General features: G+C 41.1%; 23 protein-coding genes and 1 pseudogene. 10 read left to right on the top strand and 14 right to left on the bottom strand.

Going from position 1 to position 23,328, the window contains the following annotated elements:
* Positions 1–391: 391 nt before the first annotated feature.
* The 7 genes from fabI to pspF form a co-directional block, all read right to left on the bottom strand.
* The gene (gene fabI / locus V2H77_RS04480) at positions 392–1,180 is read right to left on the bottom strand and encodes an enoyl-ACP reductase FabI (RefSeq protein WP_341497846.1); all 789 of its coding nucleotides are present in this window, start codon (positions 1,178–1,180) and stop codon (positions 392–394) included.
* Positions 1,181–1,353: 173 nt separating this feature from the next.
* Positions 1,354–2,163, bottom strand: coding sequence for a putrescine export ABC transporter ATP-binding protein SapF (sapF, locus tag V2H77_RS04475; protein ID WP_132344104.1), 810 nt, complete (start codon positions 2,161–2,163; stop codon positions 1,354–1,356).
* Positions 2,164–3,156 (bottom strand): putrescine export ABC transporter ATP-binding protein SapD, encoded by a 993-nt coding sequence (gene sapD, locus V2H77_RS04470; protein WP_341497845.1) that lies wholly within the window; start codon positions 3,154–3,156, stop codon positions 2,164–2,166.
* Entirely contained in the window at positions 3,156–4,046 is an 891-nt protein-coding gene (sapC, locus tag V2H77_RS04465; RefSeq protein WP_341497844.1) for a putrescine export ABC transporter permease SapC, read from the bottom strand. Before sapC ends, sapD begins: the two co-directional genes overlap by 1 nt.
* A complete protein-coding gene (sapB, locus tag V2H77_RS04460; RefSeq protein WP_341497843.1) occupies positions 4,033–4,998 on the bottom strand; it encodes a putrescine export ABC transporter permease SapB in 966 nt (321 codons plus the stop codon). The genes sapC and sapB overlap by 14 nt, the downstream gene beginning before the upstream one ends.
* On the bottom strand, positions 4,995–6,659 hold the full coding sequence (gene sapA, locus V2H77_RS04455) for an ABC transporter substrate-binding protein SapA (protein ID WP_341497842.1): 1,665 nt from the start codon (positions 6,657–6,659) through the stop codon (positions 4,995–4,997). The genes sapB and sapA overlap by 4 nt, the downstream gene beginning before the upstream one ends.
* A gap of 257 nt (positions 6,660–6,916) precedes the next feature.
* Positions 6,917–7,921: a phage shock protein operon transcriptional activator gene (pspF, locus tag V2H77_RS04450; RefSeq protein ID WP_341497841.1), complete on the bottom strand. Its 1,005-nt coding sequence runs from the start codon at positions 7,919–7,921 to the stop codon at positions 6,917–6,919.
* A 186-nt stretch (positions 7,922–8,107) separates the two neighbouring features.
* Here pspF and pspA point away from each other — a divergent pair, with 186 nt between their 5' ends.
* From pspA to tyrR, 7 genes are all read left to right on the top strand, one after another.
* Entirely contained in the window at positions 8,108–8,782 is a 675-nt protein-coding gene (gene pspA, locus V2H77_RS04445; protein ID WP_341497840.1) for a phage shock protein PspA, read from the top strand.
* Between the two features lie 35 nt (positions 8,783–8,817).
* Positions 8,818–9,036: an envelope stress response membrane protein PspB gene (gene pspB, locus V2H77_RS04440; protein ID WP_049581337.1), complete on the top strand. Its 219-nt coding sequence runs from the start codon at positions 8,818–8,820 to the stop codon at positions 9,034–9,036.
* Positions 9,036–9,389 carry an envelope stress response membrane protein PspC gene (gene pspC, locus V2H77_RS04435; protein ID WP_341497839.1) on the top strand — a complete coding sequence of 118 codons (354 nt, stop codon included), beginning with the start codon at positions 9,036–9,038 and terminating at the stop codon, positions 9,387–9,389. The genes pspB and pspC overlap by 1 nt, the downstream gene beginning before the upstream one ends.
* Before the next feature lie 41 nt (positions 9,390–9,430).
* Complete coding sequence (locus tag V2H77_RS04430) at positions 9,431–9,610, top strand: hypothetical protein (RefSeq protein WP_341497838.1); 180 nt, start codon at positions 9,431–9,433, stop codon at positions 9,608–9,610.
* Positions 9,611–9,658: 48 nt separating this feature from the next.
* Positions 9,659–11,056 (top strand): YcjX family protein, encoded by a 1,398-nt coding sequence (locus V2H77_RS04425; protein ID WP_341497837.1) that lies wholly within the window; start codon positions 9,659–9,661, stop codon positions 11,054–11,056.
* Positions 11,053–12,117, top strand: coding sequence for a YcjF family protein (locus V2H77_RS04420; RefSeq protein WP_341497836.1), 1,065 nt, complete (start codon positions 11,053–11,055; stop codon positions 12,115–12,117). The genes V2H77_RS04425 and V2H77_RS04420 overlap by 4 nt, the downstream gene beginning before the upstream one ends.
* Before the next feature lie 257 nt (positions 12,118–12,374).
* Positions 12,375–13,958: a transcriptional regulator TyrR gene (gene tyrR / locus V2H77_RS04415; RefSeq protein WP_265377527.1), complete on the top strand. Its 1,584-nt coding sequence runs from the start codon at positions 12,375–12,377 to the stop codon at positions 13,956–13,958.
* 42 nt (positions 13,959–14,000) lie between these two features.
* Here tyrR and tpx read toward each other — a convergent pair whose 3' ends face one another.
* Complete coding sequence (tpx, locus tag V2H77_RS04410; RefSeq protein WP_265377528.1) at positions 14,001–14,504, bottom strand: thiol peroxidase; 504 nt, start codon at positions 14,502–14,504, stop codon at positions 14,001–14,003.
* Between the two features lie 172 nt (positions 14,505–14,676).
* On the opposite strand from tpx, the gene V2H77_RS04405 reads away from it, so the two are divergent.
* On the top strand, positions 14,677–16,317 hold the full coding sequence (locus tag V2H77_RS04405; protein WP_341497835.1) for a peptide ABC transporter substrate-binding protein: 1,641 nt from the start codon (positions 14,677–14,679) through the stop codon (positions 16,315–16,317).
* Between the two features lie 16 nt (positions 16,318–16,333).
* Positions 16,334–17,317, top strand: coding sequence for a zinc transporter ZntB (gene zntB / locus V2H77_RS04400; protein ID WP_341497834.1), 984 nt, complete (start codon positions 16,334–16,336; stop codon positions 17,315–17,317).
* 439 nt (positions 17,318–17,756) lie between these two features.
* On the opposite strand, the gene ttcA is transcribed toward zntB, so the two are convergent.
* From ttcA to V2H77_RS04370, 6 genes are all read right to left on the bottom strand, one after another.
* Entirely contained in the window at positions 17,757–18,686 is a 930-nt protein-coding gene (ttcA, locus tag V2H77_RS04395; protein ID WP_341497847.1) for a tRNA 2-thiocytidine(32) synthetase TtcA, read from the bottom strand.
* Positions 18,687–19,532: 846 nt separating this feature from the next.
* Entirely contained in the window at positions 19,533–19,940 is a 408-nt protein-coding gene (locus tag V2H77_RS04390) for a hypothetical protein (RefSeq protein ID WP_265377531.1), read from the bottom strand.
* Positions 19,941–19,969: 29 nt separating this feature from the next.
* Positions 19,970–20,377: a hypothetical protein gene (locus V2H77_RS04385; RefSeq protein ID WP_341497833.1), complete on the bottom strand. Its 408-nt coding sequence runs from the start codon at positions 20,375–20,377 to the stop codon at positions 19,970–19,972.
* 27 nt (positions 20,378–20,404) lie between these two features.
* Positions 20,405–20,809, bottom strand: coding sequence for a hypothetical protein (locus V2H77_RS04380; protein ID WP_049581348.1), 405 nt, complete (start codon positions 20,807–20,809; stop codon positions 20,405–20,407).
* A complete protein-coding gene (locus V2H77_RS04375) occupies positions 20,806–21,144 on the bottom strand; it encodes a hypothetical protein (RefSeq protein WP_341497832.1) in 339 nt (112 codons plus the stop codon). The genes V2H77_RS04380 and V2H77_RS04375 overlap by 4 nt, the downstream gene beginning before the upstream one ends.
* A 482-nt stretch (positions 21,145–21,626) precedes the next feature.
* Complete coding sequence (locus V2H77_RS04370; RefSeq protein WP_341497831.1) at positions 21,627–22,628, bottom strand: hypothetical protein; 1,002 nt, start codon at positions 22,626–22,628, stop codon at positions 21,627–21,629.
* A 397-nt stretch (positions 22,629–23,025) separates the two neighbouring features.
* Between V2H77_RS04370 and tssD the strand changes: the two are divergent.
* A pseudogene (gene tssD, locus V2H77_RS04365) lies at positions 23,026–23,293 on the top strand (type VI secretion system tube protein TssD); the annotation flags it as partial.
* Positions 23,294–23,328: the final 35 nt, after the last annotated feature.

The following is a 23,328-nucleotide window of genomic DNA, read 5'->3' as shown; positions in this document are numbered from 1 at the left end:
AAATATCATTAAATTGTATTAAAGAGTGAAATATAATATTTAACTTAAAAGATTAAAGTGATAATAAAAATAGAATATTTTACTGATAACAGATTGTATGAAATTAAATTATTGATTATATTAAAGGTCATATTATTGATTAGCGCAAGGAAACGAGATGATATTTTTTGTGTCAATAAAACAATCATAAGGTAATATCGTTTAACTCTTTAATTACAAAGGTTTTAATAATTCTCTCCAAAGGTTTTTTATATTTTAATTTAAAATTAATTTTTACCAATTAGTGATGATTTAATGACGAAATTAATTTATTATTTTATTGATAATAAAAGGCCCGAAAAAATAACTTTTCGGACCTTGTGAATATGAAAATTACTGATTATTTATCAGATTATTTCAACTCCAGTTCATTCATTGCTGCAATGCTGAAACCACCGTCAACATGCAGGATTTCACCGGTGATACCGCCGGACAGATCCGAACACAAGAATGCCGCAGCATTACCAACATCTTCAGTGGTTACAGTGCGGCGAATTGGGTTAACGGATTCACAATGAGCTAGCATTTTACGGAAATCTTTGATGCCGGATGCAGCCAAAGTGCGGATAGGGCCGGCAGAGATACCGTTAACGCGAACACCTTCAGCGCCCATAGCATTAGCCATATAACGAACGTTAGCTTCCAAAGATGCTTTTGCCAGACCCATGACATTATAGTTAGGGATTGAGCGCTCTGCTCCCAGATAGGTGAGAGTCAGTAAAGCAGAATTTGGGTTCAGCATTTCACGGCAAGTTTTTGCCATAGCAACAAAGCTGTAAGAGCTGATGTCGTGTGCGATTCTAAAGCCTTCGCGGGTAACGGCACTGACATAGTTACCATCCAGTTGATCAGCAGGTGCAAAGCCAATGGAGTGAACAAAGCCATCGAATTTTGGCCAAATTTTACTCAGTTCGGTGAACAGGGCTTCGATGCTTGCATCTTCAACTACATCGCAAGGCAGAACAATAGTAGAGTTCAGAGAAGCAGCAAATTCTTCAACACGAGGTTTCAACTTGTCATTTTGATAAGTGAAAGCTAGCTCAGCTCCCTGGTCATGCATTGCTTTTGCAACACCATAAGCGATGGAGAGTTTACTGGCGACGCCAGTGATCAGAATGCGCTTGCCGGTCATAAAACCCATAACAGTATCCTTGTGTGATAACGCCGGTAATGATATTAATGGATTAAAATCGCTCACAGAGACAATATCAATATGACGTTTTATGTTAATAAACCCAGTAATTCTATCACGCTAGAGAGAAATATGCTGTATTTTGCGTTCTGCTCCGAGCAGTGATTATCGTTTTCTATATGTTAAGGAATATCTTGTCGCCAGGCATCAGCGGTGAGTGGCTCTCCAAAATGGCTGGCGATCAGACGGCGAGTCATATCATGCAGAGGAGAAGCCAACACTTCTGCTGTATTTCCCCGTTCAACAACTTCCCCTTGATGCATGACAAGCACCTGATCACTGATATGTTTCATCATGCCAAGATGCTGGGTGACATAGAGATAAGAAATACCGTGTTTTTCCTGTAATTCCAACATCAGATTAATAATTTGAGATCGCATAGACATATCGAGTGATGCTAATGCCTCATCAGCAATAATAATCTGAGGTTGTAATATTAATGCGCGCGCCAGTGCTACCCGCTGTTTTTGGCCTGAGGCGAGCATATGTGGATAATAATTGGCATGGTCCGGTAACAGGCCAACTTGTCGCAATGTCTGGTTGATCCGTTTTTCCCGTTCCATTGTATTGAGTTCTGTATTAAGCAGAAGGGGAATAGCAAGAATTTGTCCAATACGTTGACGAGGATTTAGCGATGTACTTGGGTCCTGAAATATCATGCGAATGCGTTGACTGCGATAACTATAATCACCGTAAGTGAGTTTGTGGCCGTCGATCATGATTTCGCCGGAAGTTGGCTCGATAACGCCTGAAAGCATCTTTGCCAGCGTTGATTTTCCAGAACCGTTCTCACCAATAATCGCCAGTGTCTGTTTTGCCTTTAAGGTAAAGCTGACGGGTTTCACCGCATCAAGGTGTTGACGATGAAAAAAACCAGTTCGATAACGAAAAGTTTTAGCCAGGTTCCTGACTTCTAGCAGAGTATTAACCAATTACTGTTCCTCCAGATTCAGTGGAAAGTGGCAGGCAAAAGCATGGTTTTTTATCACCCGTAACCGCGGTGTTTCAATACACGTTTTTTGCGCGTAAGGGCAACGCGGGCCTAAACGGCAGCCGATGGGTAGATGCTCAAGGGATGGAATGGCGCCTGGCAAGGTGTTTAACCTGCTTTTATGAGGCAAAGAGCTACCAAAATCAGGGATAGCGCGGCTTAACGCTTGTGTGTAGGGGTGGTGTGGCGTTACCAGTAATTCATCGGGAACGGCGCTTTCGACCGTTTGACCGCAATACAGAACATTAATACGATCCACCAATTTGCTCATGACTTGCAAGTCATGACTTATCAGTAAAATGGTGGTGTTATTGTTCTGATTCAATCGCGCTAACAGACGGAAAATTTGAGCTTGGGTGGTCGGTTCCATCGCATTGGTGGGTTCATCTGCAATCAGCAGGCGTGGTTGGTTAGCCAATGCGATAGCAATCATGACCTTCTGGCATTCTCCTTCCGTTAATTCGCAAGGGAAGCTACTCATAATGTCTTTATGATCTTTAATTCCCACTCGGTGGAGTAATTCAATAGCCCGGCGTTTTCGCCATTTTAAACGTTGCCACCAACGGCCTTTGTAAGTCCAGCCGGGAATGGCTTGAATGAGTTGTCGACCAATATTTTCAGAAGGATCAAGACAGGATTGTGGCTCCTGAAAAATCATTGAGATATTGTGGCCGATGACTTTTCGGCGTTGCCGTGGAGTCAGGCGGAGCAGGTCAATATCATCGAAGCGAAAACGGTCAGCCGTCACTTTAAGATTATCTTTAGTGACGCCGCTTATTGCTTTGGCAATCAGGCTCTTACCTGAGCCGGATTCACCCACCAGACCGCGTATTTCGCCTTCTGTCAGTGACATACTAACACGGTCAACCGCTTTAACTGGCCCTTTGGCAGTCATAAATTCAATAGTGAGATTACGAATATCGAGTAATGGCATTATTCCACCCCGGAATTAATTGCACGGTGTAATCCATCACCTAATAAATTGACTAACAAGACACTGAACATGATTGCTGCGCCGGGCAACATAACGGTCCAAGGCGCAACATAGATTAGCTCCAGTGAATCGCCTAACATCGCTCCCCATTCAGGTGAGGGAAGTTGAGCGCCAAGATCAAGAAAACCAAGTGAAGCGATATCAAGTATGGCGATAGAAAGGGCGCGTGTTAGCTCGTTGATCAAGGCGGCGGTAATGTTTGGTAATACTGCATACCATAGAATATGGTAATTAGAAGCGCCATCCAGACGAGCGGCAATGACATATTCTTTATCTAGCTCATCGTGAACTGCGCTGTAAACCGTGCGAACGATACGTGGCAATAGCGCCAACCAAATAGCGATTATTGCATGCTGCAAACTGGCGCCCACAAAGGCGACGACAATAATTGCCAGCAATAGTGATGGGATAGAGAGTAATGTATCGAGAATATGATTAAGTACTGCGGATTTCAGCCCTCGTGTCATGCCTGCCAGACAGCCGATAATCAAACCACATAAAGCAGCCGCTAAAGTGACTAACAGGGCTGAACCGAACGTGGAGGCCGTACCTATTAGCAATCGGCTGAGGATGTCGCGCCCAAGATCGTCGGTACCTAGAAAAAATGCGATATTACCGTGATATGACCATGAAGGCGGCAGTAGTTGGTGACCAAGAAATTGTTGATCGAGCTCATAGGGGGCCAGATATCCGCCAAACAGACTTAGGGCAATCAGAATAAGCACCCCATAAAACCCCATCATTGCCAACATGTCCGAATAGAAAAAGCGCCAGATGACCTTTATCGGTGATGGCATTTTCTTTTCACGATAAAAATTATCTAAGGGCATACCATTCCTTATGCTTCAGAGGGTTAGTCATTGCGCCAATAACATCAGACAGAACATTGACTAAAATCACCAGTGTGCCAATCACCATAACACCCGCAGAAATGGCGGAATAATCTTGCTGACGAATGGCGCTGACTAACCAATGACCAAGTCCCGGCCAGTTAAATACCAGCTCCGTCATCATTGCCAGTGTCAACATGGTGGAAAATTGTAATCCTAATTTCGGGATGATAGGGGGCAATGCATTGTGTAGGACATGACGACGGATAATTGTCAGCCTCGATAAACCACGGGTTGCGGCGGCTTTAATATAGTTCTCGCCAAAAACCTCTTCTGTACTGTTTCTCATCAACCGAATAACTTCGGTTGTCGGTGCAACAGCGAGTGTAATAACGGGTAGCAACAAGTGTTGCATGGCACTGATGATCATTTCATTACGATGGGGCGATTTTGATAACCAGGCATCAATTAATGAGAAGCCTGTCACAGGTTCAATCTGATATAGCAGATTAAAGCGTCCTGAGACCGGTAGCCAGCCGAGATAAAGAGAAAAAAATAGGGTGAGTAATAGCGCTAGCCAAAAAATCGGGATAGAAAATCCGACTAAAGCAATGGAGGTAATAAAAGTATCCGCTGGTTTGTTACGCCATACTCCCGCAATAATCCCGAGTGGGATGCCGATTAGCAACGCGACAGAGAAAGCCAGAATACAGAGTTCCATTGTGGCGGGAAACACTTCCCATAATTGTTCGCTGATAAGTTCACCGTTGATGCTGGATACGCCAAAATCCCATAGTAATAAGCTGTGGAAAAAGAATATATAAGCATCAAACAAGGATGCCCCGCTGAGAGGAGCATTAGGGGTAAAGTAGCTGAGGCTAAAGCTTATCAGCGACAGGAAAAACAGGGTAATAATCAGTAAAAGCAGACGACGGAGAGTGTAAATAATCATTTGCCACCTTTCTGAGTCATTTGATCAGCCTCTTTTTCCCGATAAACACCAGCGAAAGAGGCATTACCAAATGGACTGAGTACTAGCCCTTTAATATCGTAACGGTAAGCCTGTAAATGCAGAGAATAGGCTAATGGTAATATAGGCAATTGCTGTTCAAGGATTTGTTGAGCTGCATGATAATACTTAATTCGGGATAATAATTGCTGGTTAATTAAAGCTTCCCGCAAAGTTTTATCAAATTCTGGATTACACCAATGACTGAAATTGGTCTGTGAAGCGATAGCGGCACAACTTAACAGCGGCCGGAAAAAACTGTCTGGGTCATTACTGTCAGTTGACCAACCTGATAGGGTCATATCGTGAGATTTATCCATCAGCTTGGTTTCTTGAAATCGGCCCTCAACAGGCTTAATACTCATGATAATACCAACTTGTGCTAAATCGGCCTGAATCAATTCTGCCATTTTAAGTGGACTTGGATTGTATGATTGAGAGGCGGAAGGTACCCATAAGCTCAATTGCAAGCCATTTAATCCAAGATCATTAAGTATTTTGCGGGATTTTTCTGGGTTGTATTCCGTAATCTCAGTTTGATTATCATAAGCCCATGACGCCCGAGGTAAAATTGATGAGGCTGTTTCCGCCGTACCATAATAGATGGATTGCATCAGCCGTTGGTTATTAATAGCGTAGGCAATGGCTTGCCGAACCTGTAGTTTATCAAGAGGCGGCTTGCTGGTATTGAAAGCCAGATAAGCGACATTCATTCCTGGGCGTAAAGTCAGACGCAGGCGAGGATCATCTCGTAAAACCGTAAGCTGGCTGGCTGCGGGATACGCTAATACATCACATTCACCGGTTAAAAGCTTAGACATCCTGCCAGTGCCGCCGGCGCCGACGTCAATAACTATTTGCCGCATTTGTGGTTTGCCTTTCCGGTATTTATCATGGCGAACCAGACGGATAAATTGCCTGGTCCGATAATCTTTCAACATAAACGGGCCTGTGCCGACAGGTTTCCAGTCAATTTGTTCATGGCGATTCATTTGATGCAATTGTTGCCCATATTCTTGTGAAAGTATTGGGGCATAGTGGGTTGCCAAATGCCAAAGAAAAGAGGCGTCTGGTTCGTTCAGGCGAAATTCCACCGTATATTCATTAATTTTACGGATACTTTGAATAGAATCGGCCAGTTGGAGACTGTCAAAATAGGGGTAATGTCCGCCATTGACGTTATGATAATAGTGTTGCTTATCAAACAGACGCTTAAAGCTAAAGATGACATCATCAGCATTCATTGTACGGGTCGGAGTAAACCAGTCTGTTGATTGAAATGAGACATTACGGCGTAAATAAAAGCGGTAAGTAGCGCCATTATCCAGTGTCTCCCAATGAGAGGCCAATTCAGGGAGCAAACGGTACGTATAAGGATCAACGTCTAATAGACGCTCGTAGAGTTGGGCGGCCAGTGTATCGACAGTTAAGCCACTGCTAGTCAGTTGAGGATTAAAGGTATTCAGATTGCCGTTAACGCAATAAATAAACCCGTGTTGCTGAATGTCAGTCGGAATGTGGGGCTTTTTTTCAGGCGTAGCTATTGTTCCTGCAATAGCCGGGGCTGAAAGGGATAATATGATCCAATAAATCAAACTGCGCATATAAGGCATCTGTTATTAATTAGAATTGACACATTGTATCTCAAATAGCGCTTGAGCCCAAAAAAACGCTGCGGTGATGATAATGAGAAAAATTCTCAACAAAGTGCTTTACAAAACGTATTGATAACCATTATCATCTGTATCGCACTTCCGGGGAACAGTTTTTATGTCCCAGGAAAGGCACGACATTGCTCACATTGCTTCCAGTGTTTTTTTAGCCAGCTCGGGTGCTGGCTTTTTTTTATCTGTAATTCAGCTCATTTATCACCGGTATTGATATCATGTTTCTTCATTAAGCCTCGTAATTGATAATAGGTCAGCCGTAGTTTATCTGCCGCTTTTCTTTGGTTAAACCTACTCTCTTTTAATGATAATTCTATTAATTGTCGTTCGCTGTCATGTTGCCACTGTTTCAAATTAACGGGCAGTGAAGGCAGAAGTTGTGAAGATAAATCATTACTATCATCAACATTGGCTATGAAATGCGATGTGGAGGCGAATGGATTAATAATAACATTATCAAGTTGATCAGCATTCTTGCCGTGACGATAAACCGATCGTTCCACAACATTTTTCAGTTCACGGATATTACCGGGCCAAGTGTAATTCTGTAACTGTTGTTTTGCCTGGTCAGTAAAACCGGGAAATAGCGGCAAATCAAGTTCGCGGCACATTTGAATAGCGAAGTGTTGTGCTAGCAACATGATATCCTGTTGTCGTTGGCGCAATGGAGGGATTTTGACCACATCAAAAGCCAGTCTATCGAGCAAATCAGCGCGGAATTGCCCCTTAGCTGCCATTGCGGGCAGATCATCATTGGTGGCGCATATTAATCGAACATCGACCTGTAATGGTTGGCTGCCGCCAACGCGTTCAAGATGCCCATATTCAATAACGCGCAATAGCTTTTCCTGAACTTGCATTGGTGCGGTTGCCAATTCATCAAGAAATAGCGTTCCCCCATCGGCACGTTCAAATCTGCCTTGATGCTTTTTTTGTGCGCCGGTAAATGCGCCAGCCTCATGACCAAATAACTCTGAATCCAATAAATTTTCATTCAAAGCCGCGCAGTTTAGGGAGATAAATGGCCCTTGCCAGCGGGGGGATAAATAATGCAAACGGCGGGCAATCAGCTCCTTGCCGGTTCCGCGTTCCCCAATAACGATGACGGGTTTATTTAATTTTGCTAGTGCGGATACCTGCTCCAGGATTTCGATAAAGCTGTTTGCTTCACCTAATAGATTTTCTGTGGCGTCATTCATGGTTATTTTCACCAATAATTAGTTATTTAGACCACTTTATTCTGTTGTGCTAAAAAATCAAATAAAAAATTTTCTTTATATTTCATGAAAATAGAGAGAGAAAAAAAGTTGGCACGGTTCTTGATAAGATTTAAGAGTGACATGAACAGAGTATTAACTAATTTTAATCAAAAAGGATAATTTACTATGGGTATTTTCTCTCGTTTTGCTGATATCGTGAATGCCAATATCTCTTCATTACTGGATAAAGCGGAAGATCCGCAAAAAATGATTCGCCTGATGATTCAGGAAATGGAAGACACTTTAGTTGAAATTCGCTCAACTTCTGCCCGTACTCTGGCAGAGAAAAAGCAGTTATCCCGCCGCATTACCGCAGGTGAACAACAAATGCATGATTGGCAGGAAAAAGCGGAACTGGCGTTGAGTAAAGAGAGAGAAGATTTGGCGCGAGCGGCCCTGATTGAAAAACAGAAGGCGGCTGCTTTAGTGGATACGTTGAAACATGAATTAGCCATACTGGAAGAAACACTTGAGCGAATGAAAGGGGAAGTTGTTGAACTTGAAAACAAACTGAGTGAAACCCGAGCAAGACAACAGGCGTTAGCTCTGCGTCATCAAGCGGCTGCCTCTTCCCGGCAGGTTCGCCGTCAGCTCGACAGCGGTAAAATTGATCAGGCAATGGCTCGTTTCGAGCAATTTGAGCGCCGTATCGATCATATGGAAGCGGAAGCCGAAGCCGTGGGCATGGGAAAACAAAAATCTCTGGATCAACAGTTTGCTGAATTAAAAGCAGACGATGAAATCAGCGCACAATTAGCGGCAATGAAGGCTAAAATAAATGCTAATAAAGAACAACATTAAATGTTGGCGCACTTAACTAACCATAAGGAAAAGTGATGGGCTCTATATTTCTTGGCATTCCGCTGACTATCTTTGTACTTTTTGTGCTACCCATCTGGTTGTGGTTGCATTATAGCGACCGGAATTCCAATCAAAGCCAGTTAGATCAGAATGAAATTCAGCGTCTGGCAGAGCGTGTACAACATATGCAGGCACGAATCAAAACACTGGAAGATATTCTGGATGCAGAACATCCTGATTGGAGGCAATCATAATGTCGAATGGTAATCGCCGGAAACTGTATCGAATACCTGAAAAAGGCAAAATTAAAGGTGTTTGTGCTGGATTGGCCTATTATTTTGATGTACCGGTGCGTTTGATTCGTGTCATAGCGGTATTGTCACTGTTTCTTGGCCTGTTTGGGTTTGTGGTTGTCGCTTATATTGTATTGGTTTTCGTCCTGGACCCGGCACCCCCGGGTTATACCCAAGAGGACTATTTTTCAGCCCAAAGTTTGCTGAATGAAATCGACTATCAATTGAAATCGGGAGAGATTCGTCTGCGCCAAATGGAACGTTATATTACTTCTGAAACGTTCAGTGTTCGCAGTCGTTTCAAGCAGCTTTGATAATAATTTAGGAATGCCTTGGGCTAGTTGTGGAGTCATTAATGTTGAAACGAACTCATAAAACGGCGGAACGCGATAATTGGTTCCGGGAACAAGTGAAACAAGGTCTCGATGAGGCCGATGATCCTAACACGGTTTGGGTTTTTCATAAGTTGGCCAAACAAGAGATGCAATGTCAGCGTGAAGCCCTGCAAGCACGAGTTGCAGGAAAAGTTAAATGATGCAACTAACTGGTATTACCTGATCGTAATACTTATCACAGGAGAGACATGAAACGGCTGCAAAATGAATTAACTGCGCTGGTTAATCGTGGGATGGATCGCCATTTACGGTTAGCTGTAACAGGATTAAGTCGTAGTGGTAAAACAGCGTTTATCACATCTTTGGTTAACCAGTTACTTCACCTCCATAGCGGCGCCCGGTTGCCGCTATTTTCTGCTGTGCGTGACGGTCGCTTGTTGGGTGTAAAACGGGTTCCTCAACGTGATTTGGGCGTTCCCCGTTTTACTTATGATGAAGGATTGGCCGCACTTTACAGCACACCGCCTGCCTGGCCGACGCCGACACGGGGTGTCAGTGAAATCCGGCTGGCGCTTCGTTACCGTTCTGAGAATTCTCTGCTGCGTCATTTCAAAGAAACAGCCACGTTATTTCTGGAAATTGTGGATTATCCCGGTGAATGGCTGTTAGATCTACCGATGTTGGCACAAAGTTATTTAACATGGTCACATCAGATGAATAGCTTATTGCAGGGAGAAAGAGCTGAATGGGCAAAGCCTTGGTTGGATCTTTGTAAACAGTGCGATCCGCTGGCGCCCGCAGATGAGAATCTATTGGCTGCTATTGCTCAGGCCTATACGGAATATTTGGTTAAATGCAAAGAGCAAGGATTGCATTTTATCCAGCCGGGGAGATTTGTTCTGCCCGGTGATATGATGGGCGCTCCAGCTTTGCAATTTTTTCCGTGGCCGGATATCAACCATATCACTGAGTCACAATTTGCTCAGGCAGATCAACACACGAATATCGGTATGCTGCGTCAGCGCTTTGAATATTACTGCCAGTCGGTTGTGAAAGGGTTTTATAAAGCGCATTTTCTACGCTTTGATCGGCAGATTGTGTTGATAGATTGTTTACAGCCATTGAACTGTGGACCACAAGTATTTAATGATATGCGTTTGGCGCTGACACAATTAATGCAGAGTTTTCATTATGGTAAACGCACTCTCTTCCGCCGCTTGTTTTCCCCTTGCATTGATAAATTAATGTTTGCTGCCAGTAAGGCGGATCATGTTACCGCCGATCAACATGCTAATTTGGTTGCTTTACTCCAACAATTGGTTCAGGAAGCCAGACAAAATGCGGCTTTTGAAGGTATCAGCATGGATTGCGTTGGTCTGGCATCGGTACGGGCGACAGAAAGCGGCGTGATTGAACATCATGGTGAAAGCATTCCGGCGTTGAAGGGATATCGACTTACAGATGGTAAATCACTGACATTTTTCCCCGGTGAAGTACCGCGGCGTTTACCTGATGATAATTTCTGGCAAAAGCAGGGTTTCTCTTTCGAGGAATTTGGCCCTTGTCCGGTAGATACTGATACGCCATTGCCTCATATTCGGTTAGATACCGTGCTGGAATTTTTAGTGGGAGATAAAGTGAGATGACCGAGCCCTTGAAGCCAAGAATTGACTTTGAAGAACCCTTATCAGGGCCACAACAGCCGGTTTTAAAACCCGCTCAGATTTTCGATGAAAAAGATATGGCGAATTTCTATCCTGTATCGCCAGAACTTGAGACAGAAGAGCGCGAAGGTCAGGTAGAAGGGATAGTTAATGCGGCATTGAAACCCAAGCGTAGTTGCTGGCGTAAAATGGTATATGGCGCTCTGATTTTACTAGGCGTGAGCGCTGTTGCTCAGTTTGTGCAATGGATTTATCAATCATGGCAGCAACAGGATTGGAGCGCGTTAGGTGTAGCGGCGGCAGGGGGCATGATTGTCTTTGCGGGTATAGGTTCTCTGGTCAGTGAGTGGCGTCGTCTCTATCGGCTAAGAATGCGGTCTGAAGAACGGGATACTGCGAAAGCGTTATTACAGCATCATGGTATGGGTAAAGGGCGGGAATTTTGTGAGAGGTTGGCAAGTCAGGCGGGTATCGAACAGCATAACCCGGCGTTACAGCGCTGGCGGGCCGCTTTACACGATACACATAATGATCGTGAAGTGGTGCTGTTGTACAGCAAATGGGTTCAACCTGTTTTAGATGCTCAAGCCAGGGCTGAAATCAGCCGCTATGCTGCGGAATCGGCATTAATGATAGCGGTTAGCCCGTTGGCGATTGTCGATATGGCATTTATTGCCTGGCGTAATATCCGGCTAATTAATCGTATTGCAGCTCTATATGGTATTGAATTGGGATATTTCAGTCGTATTCGGCTTTTCCGCCTTGTTCTACTGAATATTATTTTTTCCGGCGTCTCAGAAATGGTGCGGGAAGTGGGTATGGATTGGTTATCGCAGGATATCACTGCGCGTCTTTCTGCCAGAGCCGCCCAAGGGATCGGTGTCGGTTTACTGACTGCTCGGTTGGGTATTAAAGCGATGGAATTATGTAGGCCATTACCTTGGATAGAAGGTGACAAACCTAAATTAGGAGATTTCCGTCGTCAGCTAATCACTCAACTTAAGAATATCCTGCCAAATAAGTCTAAGAATATAGTTAATTAAATGATATATGCTTTAGTTCTATATGAAGGCACAAAATATCCAGATAACGACGATGTTTTACGTTATTTTATTAATCTGTTTTATAATCAATTGTAGAATTTGTTTATTTTAGTGAAAGTTTCAAATACTGTGTTATTTACGACATTGAAAAAACCGGAGTCTGGTCAATTTTTACTGACAGAATGCTTCATATGAATAATCGTAGAGAGTAGTATTTTAAAAAATTATATGTATTAGTGTAAATAAGGTCAAAACAGATGCGCTTAGAAGTTATTTGCCATGATCGAATTGGGCTTACCCGTGAATTGCTCGATCTACTGGTATTAGAGAATATTGATTTAAAAGGGATAGAAATATCCCAAATCGGCCGGATTTACCTTAATTTTTCACCCGTTGATTTCAATGTATTTCGTAAATTGATGGCGGAAATTCGTCGTATTAATGGTGTTATTGATGTTCGTACCGTCTCTTTTATGCCTTCCGAAAGAGAACATAAAGCGATGTGCGCATTGTTGGAGTCCTTGCCTGAGCCTGTTTTTTCGGTTGATCTGAAAGGAAATATTGAACTTGCTAACTCTGCGGTGTTTAAGCTGTTTGGTGTGAGTGAAGAACAAACTTATCAAAAACCTATCGGGCAGTTTATCAGCGGTTATAACTTTTCGCGCTGGTTTGAAAATAAAAATATCCAGCAGCGTGTGGAAAGGATAACTCTCAAAGGTTTGGACTACCTGATGGATATTACGCCTATCCAACTGATTGATGAAAAGCAGAAAATGCAGTGTGTTGGTACGGTGATTATGCTCAAATCTGCCGCCCGAATAGGGAATCAACTGAAAAAACTGACTGACAATGATGGCAGTGAATTTAAGAAAATTATCGCTGTCAGCCCAAAAATGACTCAGATTATTGAACAAGCCCGTAAAATGGCGATGTTGGATGCGCCGCTGCTGCTGATTGGCGAGACAGGAACAGGTAAAGATATTCTGGCAAAAGCTTGTCATTTGCACAGTTTACGCGGAAAACAACCTTTTCTGGGGTTGAACTGCGCATCAATGCCGGATGATGTAGTCGAAAGTGAACTGTTTGGCTACGCTGCCGGCGCTTATCCCAATGCGATTGAAGGAAAGAAAGGTTTCTTCGAGCAGGCCAATGGCGGCACTGTTTTGCTGGATGAAATTGGCGAAATGTCGCCACAGATGCAAATCAAGCTACTGCGTTTTCTTAATGATGGCACTTTTCGCCGAGTAGGGGAAGAAAACGAAGTCAAAGTGAATGTCAGAGTCATCTGTGCTACGCAAAAAAATCTGGTTGAATTAGTACAACGGGGGGAATTTCGCGAAGATCTCTATTATCGTCTTAATGTATTGGCGATTACACTTCCGCCATTGCGTGATCGCAAAGTAGATATTATGCCGCTGGTGGAGTATTTTATTGAGCGTTTTTCCGAAGAGCAGGGGGTACTGAAACCTAAATTGTCCCCTGAACTTTCCCATTTTCTAATGAGTTACAGTTGGCCCGGTAACGTAAGGCAGTTACAAAATGCCATTTATCGCGCATTGACTCAGCTCGAAAATATGGAGCTGACGCCGCGGGATATACAATTGCCAGAGTTTGAAACAGAGGTGTCTTTTAGTGAAGATGTGTTCAATGGTTCTCTGGATGAAATCAGTAAACGTTTTGAACGTTCAGTGTTGACGCGTCTTTATCGGCACTATCCAAGCACGCGTAAACTGGCTAAACGTCTTGGGGTATCGCATACTGCGATTGCCAATAAATTGAGAGAATATGGTCTGAGTAGCAGGAAACATGCTACTGAATATGAACCGGATGACGACGAGTAAAATAATGCCCACCGGAAGTGGGCATTATACAAATCACGGGATTTATTTCAGTACGGCCAGTGCGTTATCGTAATCTGGCTCATTAGTGATTTCATCAACCAGTTGGCTATAAATCACATTATCGCTTTCATCAAGCACAATGACTGCACGGGCTGTGAGACCACTCAGAGGACTGTTGCTGATGGCGACGCCATAATCTTCACTGAAACTACCGCCACGCAGGGTAGACAGCGTGACGACATTCGATAACCCTTCCGCGCCACAGAAACGGGATTGAGCAAAAGGCAGATCGGCGGAAATGCACAGAACGACGGTATTTTCCAAATCATTCGCTACCTGATTAAATTTACGTACTGATGCCGCGCAAACACCGGTATCGATACTTGGGAAAATATTCAGCACCTTACGCTTTCCGGCATAGTGGCTAAGAGAGACATCGGAGAGATCTTTGGCTGTCAGAGTAAAATCTTGCGCTTTTTCCCCTGATTTTGGGAACTGGCCGCTTACGGAGATATCATTGCCTTGAAATTTTACTGTTTGTGTCATAGTTTTCTTCCTCTGATAAATGAACCACGATTGCCCAGTGTAGAAGAATATTCGGCTCTTGCCCATCAAAAATAGTGCTTGTGAGAGTAAAATTGTCTGATTGTGTCATTTCGACAATGGCTTATAATTTAATATTGGGATATTTATTTTATAACAGGGCAGATTATTACTTATGCGTTATTTCAATCTGATTTCTTGTGCGCTACTTATCAATAGTTCTCTTATTATCAGTAGTTCTCTTATCACCGTTTCTGCTTTTGCTGCGGAAGTTCCTCCTGGCACTCAGCTTAATGACAAACAGGAACTGGTACGTCATCTAAAAGACGAACCGGCGTCCTTAGACCCGATTAACGCCGTGGGTCTGACAGAAGCGCAGGTTCAGCGCGATCTGTTTGAAGGGTTGGTGAATCAGGATGCGTATGGCAATGCCATTCCCGGTGTAGCAACAGCGTGGAAAACGGTAGACAACAAAACTTGGTTTTTTACGTTGCGTTCTGATGCCCGTTGGTCAAACGGCGAACCCGTTACTGCGACAGATTTTGTGTATAGTTGGCAGCGGTTGGTCACTCCGGCTAATACGTCATCTTTTGCTTGGTTTGCCGCACTTGCAGGTATTGAAAATGCGCAGGAAATTATTGACGGCAAACTGCTGCCAGTAAAACTGGGTGTTGAGGCCATTGATAAGCACACACTAAAGGTGACGCTAAACCGGCCTGTGCCTTACTTTCCTAACCTGACGGCGAATTTCAGTCTCTACCCGGTAAATAAGAAGATAGTAGAAAAATATGGGAAAGAGTGGATAAAAGTTGGTTATTTGGTGGGAAATGGCGCTTTCAAATTACATGATCGAATTGTTAATGAGAAAATCGTTCTGACGCCAAACCTTTATTATTGGGATCATAAAAAAACCGTCCTAACTAAAGTCACATTTGTGCCCATTAATCAGGAATCACATGCGACTAAACGCTATCTGGCGGATGATTTAGATATCACTGAATCCTTCCCGAAAAATATGTATAAAAAATTGCAGCATGACTTACCTGGACAAGTCTATACGCCGGATCAGTTAGGAACCTATTATTACGCTTTTAACACCCAACGGGCGCCAACTAATGATGCCAGAGTACGTAAAGCGCTTTCTATGGCGATTGATCGCAAAGTCATTACTGAAAAAGTTTTAGGGACCGGAGAGAAACCTGCCTGGCATTTTACGCCGGATGTGACCGCTGGTTTCCATCCTGCGCTCAGTGACATGGAACAACATACACAGGCAGAATTGGATCAACAGGCTAAGGTTTTGTTACAAGCGGCGGGTTACGGGCCGAACAATCCACTGAAACTTTCTTTGCTCTATAATAATTCCGAAAACCACCAGAAAATTGCGATTGCTATTGCCTCGATGTGGAAGAAAAAATTGGGGGCGCAAGTGAGTTTGATGAATCAGGAATGGAAAACTTATATTGATAGCCGTAACACGGGCGATTTTGATGTTATTCGAGCATCTTGGGTGGGTGATTATAATGAACCTTCTACATTTCTAAGCCTGCTAACTTCAACGCATAGTGGTAATATTGCTAAATTCCATCAGGCAAATTATGACAAATTACTACAATCTGCTAGTTTGCGAACAGATGATGCTTTAAGAAACGATGACTATAACAAAGCGGAGCAAATGATTGCTGAACAGGCGCCTATTGCACCGATTTATCAGTACACTAACGGCAGATTGATAAAACCTTGGTTAAAAGGATACCCGATCACCAATCCTGAAGACGTGGCATATAGCCATACTATGTACATAATTAAGCACTAAGGGTAAGGAGCTGGATGTGGAAACCATTTATGGCTCATCATTGAAAGAGGCCGATGCAGTTTATGCTTGTCAGTTTGATGGTCAAGGCGGCATGACATCGATTGATATGAATGGATTAGCCACACCAGCTCAACCTTTCTGGCAACATCTGGATTACCATAATCCCAAGAGTTATCGCTGGATAATGGACACGGATTTGTTGCCAGAAACGGTCAAAAAGGGGCTGGCTGGAGAGAGTTTTAGGCCGAAAATAGTTCGTACCGGCGATGGTACGATGATTACGCTGCGGACAATTAATAGCAATAAAAGCGAACGTCCCGATCAATTAGTCACATTCCGTATTTATATTAACTCTGAAATTATCGTTTCTAGTCGTCATCGTAAAGTTCATTCACTTGAACAGGTACTGAGTGATTTACAAAATGGTATAGGCGCGAAAACGACCGGGCACTGGTTGGTTGAAATGGCTGATGCAATAACTGATGAAGTGGGTAATTTTATTGAAGATCTTCATGACAACCTTATTGAGCTTGAGAATATGGTTCTTGAGCAACGGACGCCAGAGCGAGGTGGATTAGCTTTACTGCGTAAGCAATTGATCATTCTGCGCCGTTATATGGCGCCTCAAAGAGATGTATTTGCCCGTCTCGCCAATGAAAAATTACTCTGGATGAGTGATGAAGATCGCCATCGAATGCAGGAAATAGCTGACCGCTTGGGAAGAGAATTGGATGATTTGGATGGTTGTATTGCTCGTACAGCAATTATTTCAGATGAAATTACATCCATGATGGCGGATGCGATGAATCGTCGTACTTATACTATGTCATTACTTGCTATGATTTTTTTACCAACAACATTCCTGACCGGATTATTTGGTGTCAACCTTGGTGGTATTCCTGGTAATGAAAACCATCTAGGCTTTAGTATTTTTTGTTTGCTGTTATTGGGATTGATTATATTTGTTGCTTTGTGGTTAAAAAGAAGTAAATGGCTATGATATACCCAATGGATTTCAAGATGCATCGCGACGGCAAGGGAGCGAATCCCCGGGAGCATAGATAACTATGTGACCGGGGTGAGTGAGTGCAGCCAACAAAGAGGCGACTTGAAAGATGACGGGTATAATTAGAGAGTTATTTGGCGAGATGAAACACAACGGCGGGAAAGTGTTACGAAAATTGATGTTTAATTTGAGATATATCAATATTCACCAGACATCATTGAGGCATGATAGCTCTCGCAGGTGAAAACAACGTTAAGCGATGAACGTTGTTCTCCGTAATTGTAGTTTTTCTCACATAAGTCTTTATACAGAATAATTGCCCATTCTTGTGCCGATATTAATTGCTAATGTCGGCTTTTTTTGTTTTTCATTGTTGTTGAGATGAAGAAATTAACGCTCTGAAATATATCCAGAGCGGCATGATTAAGAATAACTACTTTACTTCAACAACATCCAGCCGTTCTGATTGATAATCGGGCTGATCTTCTATATCACTAACGAGTTGTATGGGTAATTCTTCGCTATCAAAAGCGAGATCGCCGCCATCAATAACTTCGCTGCCGTGAGTGATATTTTTAAAATCGAATAGATTAAAATCGCTCAGATGCGATGGAACGACATTTTGTACCGCACGAAACATGGTTTCAATTCTGCCGGGATAACGCTTATCCCATTCCCGTAGCATATCCTTGATAACTTGACGTTGCAGGTTAGGTTGTGAACCACAGAGATTACAAGGAATGATTGGAAATGCTTTGGCGGTTGCATAGCGCTCAATATCTTTCTCACGGCAATAAGCGAGAGGACGAATGACAATATGTTTACCATCATCACTCATCAATTTTGGCGGCATACCTTTTAGTTTGCCGCCGTAAAACATATTGAGAAATAAGGTCTGTAAAATATCATCACGATGATGGCCTAATGCAATTTTCGTTGCGCCCAACTCAGTGGCTGTGCGATATAAGATCCCACGGCGCAAACGGGAGCAGAGTGAACAGGTTGTTTTACCTTCAGGAATCTTCTCTTTCACTATGCCATAAGTGTTTTCTTCGACAATTTTATATTCGACACCCAGTTCATCCAGATAAGCGGGAAGGATATGCTCAGGAAAACCGGGTTGTTTCTGATCCAGATTAACTGCAACAAGTGAAAAATTAACTGGAGCGCTTTTTTGTAGATTTTGCAGGATAGATAGCAGGGTATAGCTGTCTTTACCACCAGAAAGGCAGACCATAATACGATCGCCTTCCTCAATCATATTGAAATCAGCGATTGCTTGACCGACATCACGGCGTAAACGCTTCTGTAATTTGTTCAGGTTATATTGTTGTTTCTGATCCACCACGGACACTCTGTAGATAATGTTTAAATGGGATTTAGGGGATGGAGTATACCATTTTTATTACCTGACACCTTAAAAGAGTTTGCGATAGATTCCGCTCGTTTTTACCTGTTAATGCTAATCAATTGATAGTTTTTTCTGTTGTCGAAGATGAAGAGCGCGCATACTCTGGATTCTATTGGTAACCGGTGTCAGAATGGATTTGAAAATCAGATTTCAGTGCGGCAATTCAATCATGGTCTGACTGTTATTTATATTGATCCTCTTGATTTAGTACAATGAATAATGTTTTTGAGTTAAGGCTATTATTGTTGATGTAAAAGTAGGGTGTGTTTTATGTATTCGTTAAACACTTGTATAACAAGATAAGTATACTGCTTAAGGTGAACAGTAATATAGAAATAGAAAATAAACAATAATATATAATTATTATTGAAGCAAGTTTTTTAGGTATACTGTTTGCAAACTCATATGCTTCTTCCGGTATGGAATTACCTATATAAGCACGAGATATTATAGTCTTTTTTCTGGTTATTATCTGGTAGAAGAAACAGGATAAATAATAACTACCATAAAAACCAGAGAACGATATTACATATATAATTTGTGGTATAAAAAATCCTTTTTGTGTATATTTTTCTCTGATTTCTGCGAAGGATGCTTTCTTTACCCCATAAAAAAAGAATAAAAATAGTAGCAAAAACAGACTAACTAAAAATAAAGAAATCATGAGAAAGTTAATTGTATTAATTAGGATATTCATGTTATTCACTTACTATTTTATCGATTAAGAAATTTTCCGCTGTGCTTCCGGTAACTCCACCTACTACACTGCCGACAGCCACGCATATCCATTTAGCACGATTAATAATCTTTTTGAATTAAGACTATTATTGTTGCTGTAAAAAATAATGCTCCACCTATATAAGTGGTAATGATACATGTTTTCATCCAATGCGTTAAACTGGAGGGTAGATTTTGAATAAAGTCATAAGATTCTTGGTGCATATATTTACTATCAGGCTGATTTATCTTCATTTTTTTTCCAGTTAACAGCCTGTAGAAGAACATAACGACGTGAATCTGATCACGCATCCTTCCGAAGCGTTGTATCATTATGCCTGTTGGCAAATAAAGTCCTTCTTCTATATATAATTCAATAACTTTGTCCATCTTTTTCTGATTTATTTTGTAAATGGCTATTGATATAAAAAGAATAAGTGTTGAAGAGGTGTAAAGTATAATCAAAATAATAAGGGTGATTATGTTCATATTAAAGTCCTATTGAATTTTCAGTATGATTAAGCGTATTTTTCAAATAGGTATATTGCCATTGATATAATGAAGGATGCAACACTTATATTGATGGTAATGAAACATGTTTTTATCCAGTGAGTTAAATTGGGGGGTAAATTTTGAATAAAATCGTAAGACTCTTTTGGCATATATTTACTATTAGGTTTATTTATTCTTATTCTTTTTCCTGTTAATAATCTATAGAAAAATGCGGCAGTATAAAATTGACCGTGAATACCCATAAAATGCCCTATGTATGCTCCTGATGATAAACAAAACCCTTTTTCCATATATAATTCAATAATTTTATCCATCTTTTTTTGATTTATTTTGTAAATAACTGCTGATATAATAAAAAAACCAATAAAAGAAGCGAAAAAAATAAGTAAAATGATAAAAGTGACTCTATTCATATTAATGCTCCATGAATGTTCATATAATTAAGCGTATTCTCTAAATAGAAACGTTATCATTATTATGAAGAAGAATACACCGCTTATATTAATGGTGATGAAATATATCTTTATCCAGTGAGTTAAACTGTAGGGTAGGCTTTGAATAAAACTATAAGATTCTTGGTACATATATTTGCTATCCTTTTCATTGATTCTCATTCTTTTCCCAGTGAGGAGCATATAGAAAAACATCGCAACTTGGTACTGACCATGAACACCTAAAAAACGACCCAGTTTTACTCCTGCTGATAAATAAAGTCCTTTTTCTACATATGATTCAATAATTTCATCCATTTTACTCTGATTTATTTTGTAAATAGTTATTGATATAATTAGAAAAAAGAAGAAAAAAATAACAGAAATAATGGTTATTAAATCTAATATACTCATAGCAAATTCTCTATAAATACATCTGCGAAGAATCCCATAGTTTTCTCTAATCCATAACTAGCCATAGACCCGCCAGCTAAACCGCCACCAGCTATGCAAAATCCGGCAACTAAACCACCTGACACAGCTCCAAGAGCAACACATGCTGTACCTGCTGCTAGACCGCCATAATATCCTCCGACCATCCCGCCTCCCGTTCTGCCAACAAATTTACTATATTCCTTGATGGTTACTTTTTCACATTTCCCTGTTTGTCCATAATTACAGGCATCAATGGTATCAACAAAATCCAGGCCAATGGCAACTCGGCCGCCATATTTCATCCACTTAATCATTTTTTCACTTTGTATAATTGTTTGACTATATCCCTTTATAATGTTTATTGAAACTCTTAAGTAGGATTAGCACGATTAATAATATTTTTGAATTAAGATTATTATTGTTGATACGAGAGAAAATGCTGCACCTATATAAGTGATAATGATACATGTTTTCATCCAATACGTTAAACTGGAGGGTAGATTTTGAATAAAGTTATAAGATTCTTGGTGCATATATTTACTATCAGGCTGATTTATCTTCATTTTTTTTCCAGTTAACAGCCTGTAGAAGAATAAAACGACGTGAATCTGATCACGCATCCTTCCGAAGCGTTGTATCATTATGCCTGTTGGTAAATAAAGTCCTTCTTCTATATATAATTCAATAATTTTATCCATCTTTTTTCGATTTATTTTGTAAATGGCTATTGATATAATCAAAAGTAAAAGAGATAAGAAAAGACATATTGTCATTATCAAATCCAATATTCTCATAGTTAATTTCCTATAAATAAATCTACAACGAATTCAGCAGCTTTTTCGCCACTTTTACTGCCGATATAACCACTCGCTAAGCTACCCCCTGCAATGCAAATTCCAGCAACTAGTCCCCCAGTTGCAGCACCAAGAGCAACACATGCTGCGTCTGCGGCAATTCCACCAGCATACGCAAAACCTGCTCCGACACCTGTTCTACCTGCAAATTTACTATATTCTTTGATAGCTACTTTTTCACATTTTCCTGTTTTCCCATAATTACAGGCATCAATAACCTGCCCGGTGGTATCAATAAAATCCAGGCCAATGGCAACTCGGCCGCCATATTTCATCCATTTAACCATTTTTTCACTTTGCATAATTGTTTGACTATATCCCTTTATTGCGCCAACTCCGACTTTATCCCATTGATGAGCAATGGCTTTAGTGGATAATTTTAGCGCGTGTTTTAAATTAGGATGTTGGTCGATTTTCAAAGAGAGTCGGCCAATTTTATTCAATAATCCCTTTAGGTTACCCATAATCAACTGTCTTTCTACATAAAACTCGGGACTGACATATTTTCGGTTTAGCCCATTTAGCCGATATTCTTTTTGATAAAGCTTCTGTAATTTTGACAGATTTTTTTTAATTTGGGAGAAATAAGTATCACCCAGAGATGAAGCGGTACCAACCAAAGTTCCTCCCTGATCCAGCACATAGTGAAACAGACCAAAATGACGATGCAAAAATGCCGCGTATTCATTAGGTAAAGCTGAAATGGATCGGTTTACTTCATACTGAGATTGCTTTAATAGCTGTATTATGTGTGGCGGATTATAGGAATCTGGATCTGCAACCAGCAGGATTTGTCCCGGTTTCAGGAATCGGTAATTTGAATTTAATGCCATAAAATACCGGGCCGCTTCGCTATTTGAATGGCTGAATAACAGACTTGCCTGAAAACTCAATCCTCCAGGTTGCTGTACGACACAGAAACCGGGTTGAATGTTTCTTTTCATAATACTCTATTTGTTCCTGTGGTAGCTTTTAACATGTTGGCCCGACGTTAGATAACATAACTTAATCAGATAATCGGATTATCTTCAATATGTCGATAAATGGGTTGCTAATCTCTACAGAGTGAGAATTCATAGGAGGTATGATGTATAAATTCAATCTGATTTTGTCTGTTGATATTGATTAATTTATGATTTTTTCTTTGATAAAGGATAGTAGTAGTGATTAAAATTTTTTATTATCTTTGGCCTGCTACAAGTCTGCAATATTTACATTTATATAAGATACTTAACGATTCATTACAATTCTCTTATTGAAATCAAAGAAAAATAACTCAAAATGGGGAATTGAATATAAGGTAAATTAATTAAGGTAAGTGTAAGTTAATTAAGGTATAGTATGGCAAATATGATTTATGTGACGATAAAAGGTGAATCTCAGGGACTTATTTCTCAGGGATGTTCAACTTTAGATTCTATTGGTAACCGGTATCAGAATGGACATGAAAATCAAATTATGGTGTTGCAATTCAATCACGGTCTGACTGTTGCTCAGCATGTTAATTATCAGCCGGTAAACTTTATTAAATTATTAGATAAATCTTCCCCATTGCTAATGATAGCGGCTGCTAACAAGTGAAAAACTGGAACTGATATTCAATGCTTATTGAAACTCTTAAATAGGATTAGCACGATTAATAAT

This window comes from Photorhabdus sp. P32 (genome assembly GCF_038085095.1).
In the GTDB taxonomy this organism is placed as follows: domain Bacteria; phylum Pseudomonadota; class Gammaproteobacteria; order Enterobacterales; family Enterobacteriaceae; genus Photorhabdus; species Photorhabdus luminescens.
This window is presented reverse-complemented; position numbering and strand designations above follow the sequence as displayed.

Bases quoted from the DNA above. Each gene is read 5' to 3' on its own strand.
- fabI (WP_341497846.1), bottom strand. From the start codon at position 1,180: ATGGGTTTTATGACCGGCAAGCGCATTCTGATCACTGGCGTCGCCAGT.
- sapD (WP_341497845.1), bottom strand. From the start codon at position 3,156: ATGCCATTACTCGATATTCGTAATCTCACTATTGAATTTATGACTGCC.
- sapC (WP_341497844.1), bottom strand. From the start codon at position 4,046: ATGCCCTTAGATAATTTTTATCGTGAAAAGAAAATGCCATCACCGATA.
- sapB (WP_341497843.1), bottom strand. From the start codon at position 4,998: ATGATTATTTACACTCTCCGTCGTCTGCTTTTACTGATTATTACCCTG.
- sapA (WP_341497842.1), bottom strand. From the start codon at position 6,659: ATGCGCAGTTTGATTTATTGGATCATATTATCCCTTTCAGCCCCGGCT.
- pspF (WP_341497841.1), bottom strand. From the start codon at position 7,921: ATGAATGACGCCACAGAAAATCTATTAGGTGAAGCAAACAGCTTTATC.
- pspA (WP_341497840.1), top strand. From the start codon at position 8,108: ATGGGTATTTTCTCTCGTTTTGCTGATATCGTGAATGCCAATATCTCT.
- pspB (WP_049581337.1), top strand. From the start codon at position 8,818: ATGGGCTCTATATTTCTTGGCATTCCGCTGACTATCTTTGTACTTTTT.
- pspC (WP_341497839.1), top strand. From the start codon at position 9,036: ATGTCGAATGGTAATCGCCGGAAACTGTATCGAATACCTGAAAAAGGC.
- V2H77_RS04430 (WP_341497838.1), top strand. From the start codon at position 9,431: ATGTTGAAACGAACTCATAAAACGGCGGAACGCGATAATTGGTTCCGG.
- V2H77_RS04425 (WP_341497837.1), top strand. From the start codon at position 9,659: ATGAAACGGCTGCAAAATGAATTAACTGCGCTGGTTAATCGTGGGATG.
- V2H77_RS04420 (WP_341497836.1), top strand. From the start codon at position 11,053: ATGACCGAGCCCTTGAAGCCAAGAATTGACTTTGAAGAACCCTTATCA.
- tyrR (WP_265377527.1), top strand. From the start codon at position 12,375: ATGCGCTTAGAAGTTATTTGCCATGATCGAATTGGGCTTACCCGTGAA.
- tpx (WP_265377528.1), bottom strand. From the start codon at position 14,504: ATGACACAAACAGTAAAATTTCAAGGCAATGATATCTCCGTAAGCGGC.
- V2H77_RS04405 (WP_341497835.1), top strand. From the start codon at position 14,677: ATGCGTTATTTCAATCTGATTTCTTGTGCGCTACTTATCAATAGTTCT.
- V2H77_RS04390 (WP_265377531.1), bottom strand. From the start codon at position 19,940: ATGAACATAATCACCCTTATTATTTTGATTATACTTTACACCTCTTCA.
- V2H77_RS04385 (WP_341497833.1), bottom strand. From the start codon at position 20,377: ATGAATAGAGTCACTTTTATCATTTTACTTATTTTTTTCGCTTCTTTT.
- V2H77_RS04380 (WP_049581348.1), bottom strand. From the start codon at position 20,809: ATGAGTATATTAGATTTAATAACCATTATTTCTGTTATTTTTTTCTTC.
- V2H77_RS04375 (WP_341497832.1), bottom strand. From the start codon at position 21,144: ATGATTAAGTGGATGAAATATGGCGGCCGAGTTGCCATTGGCCTGGAT.
- V2H77_RS04370 (WP_341497831.1), bottom strand. From the start codon at position 22,628: ATGAAAAGAAACATTCAACCCGGTTTCTGTGTCGTACAGCAACCTGGA.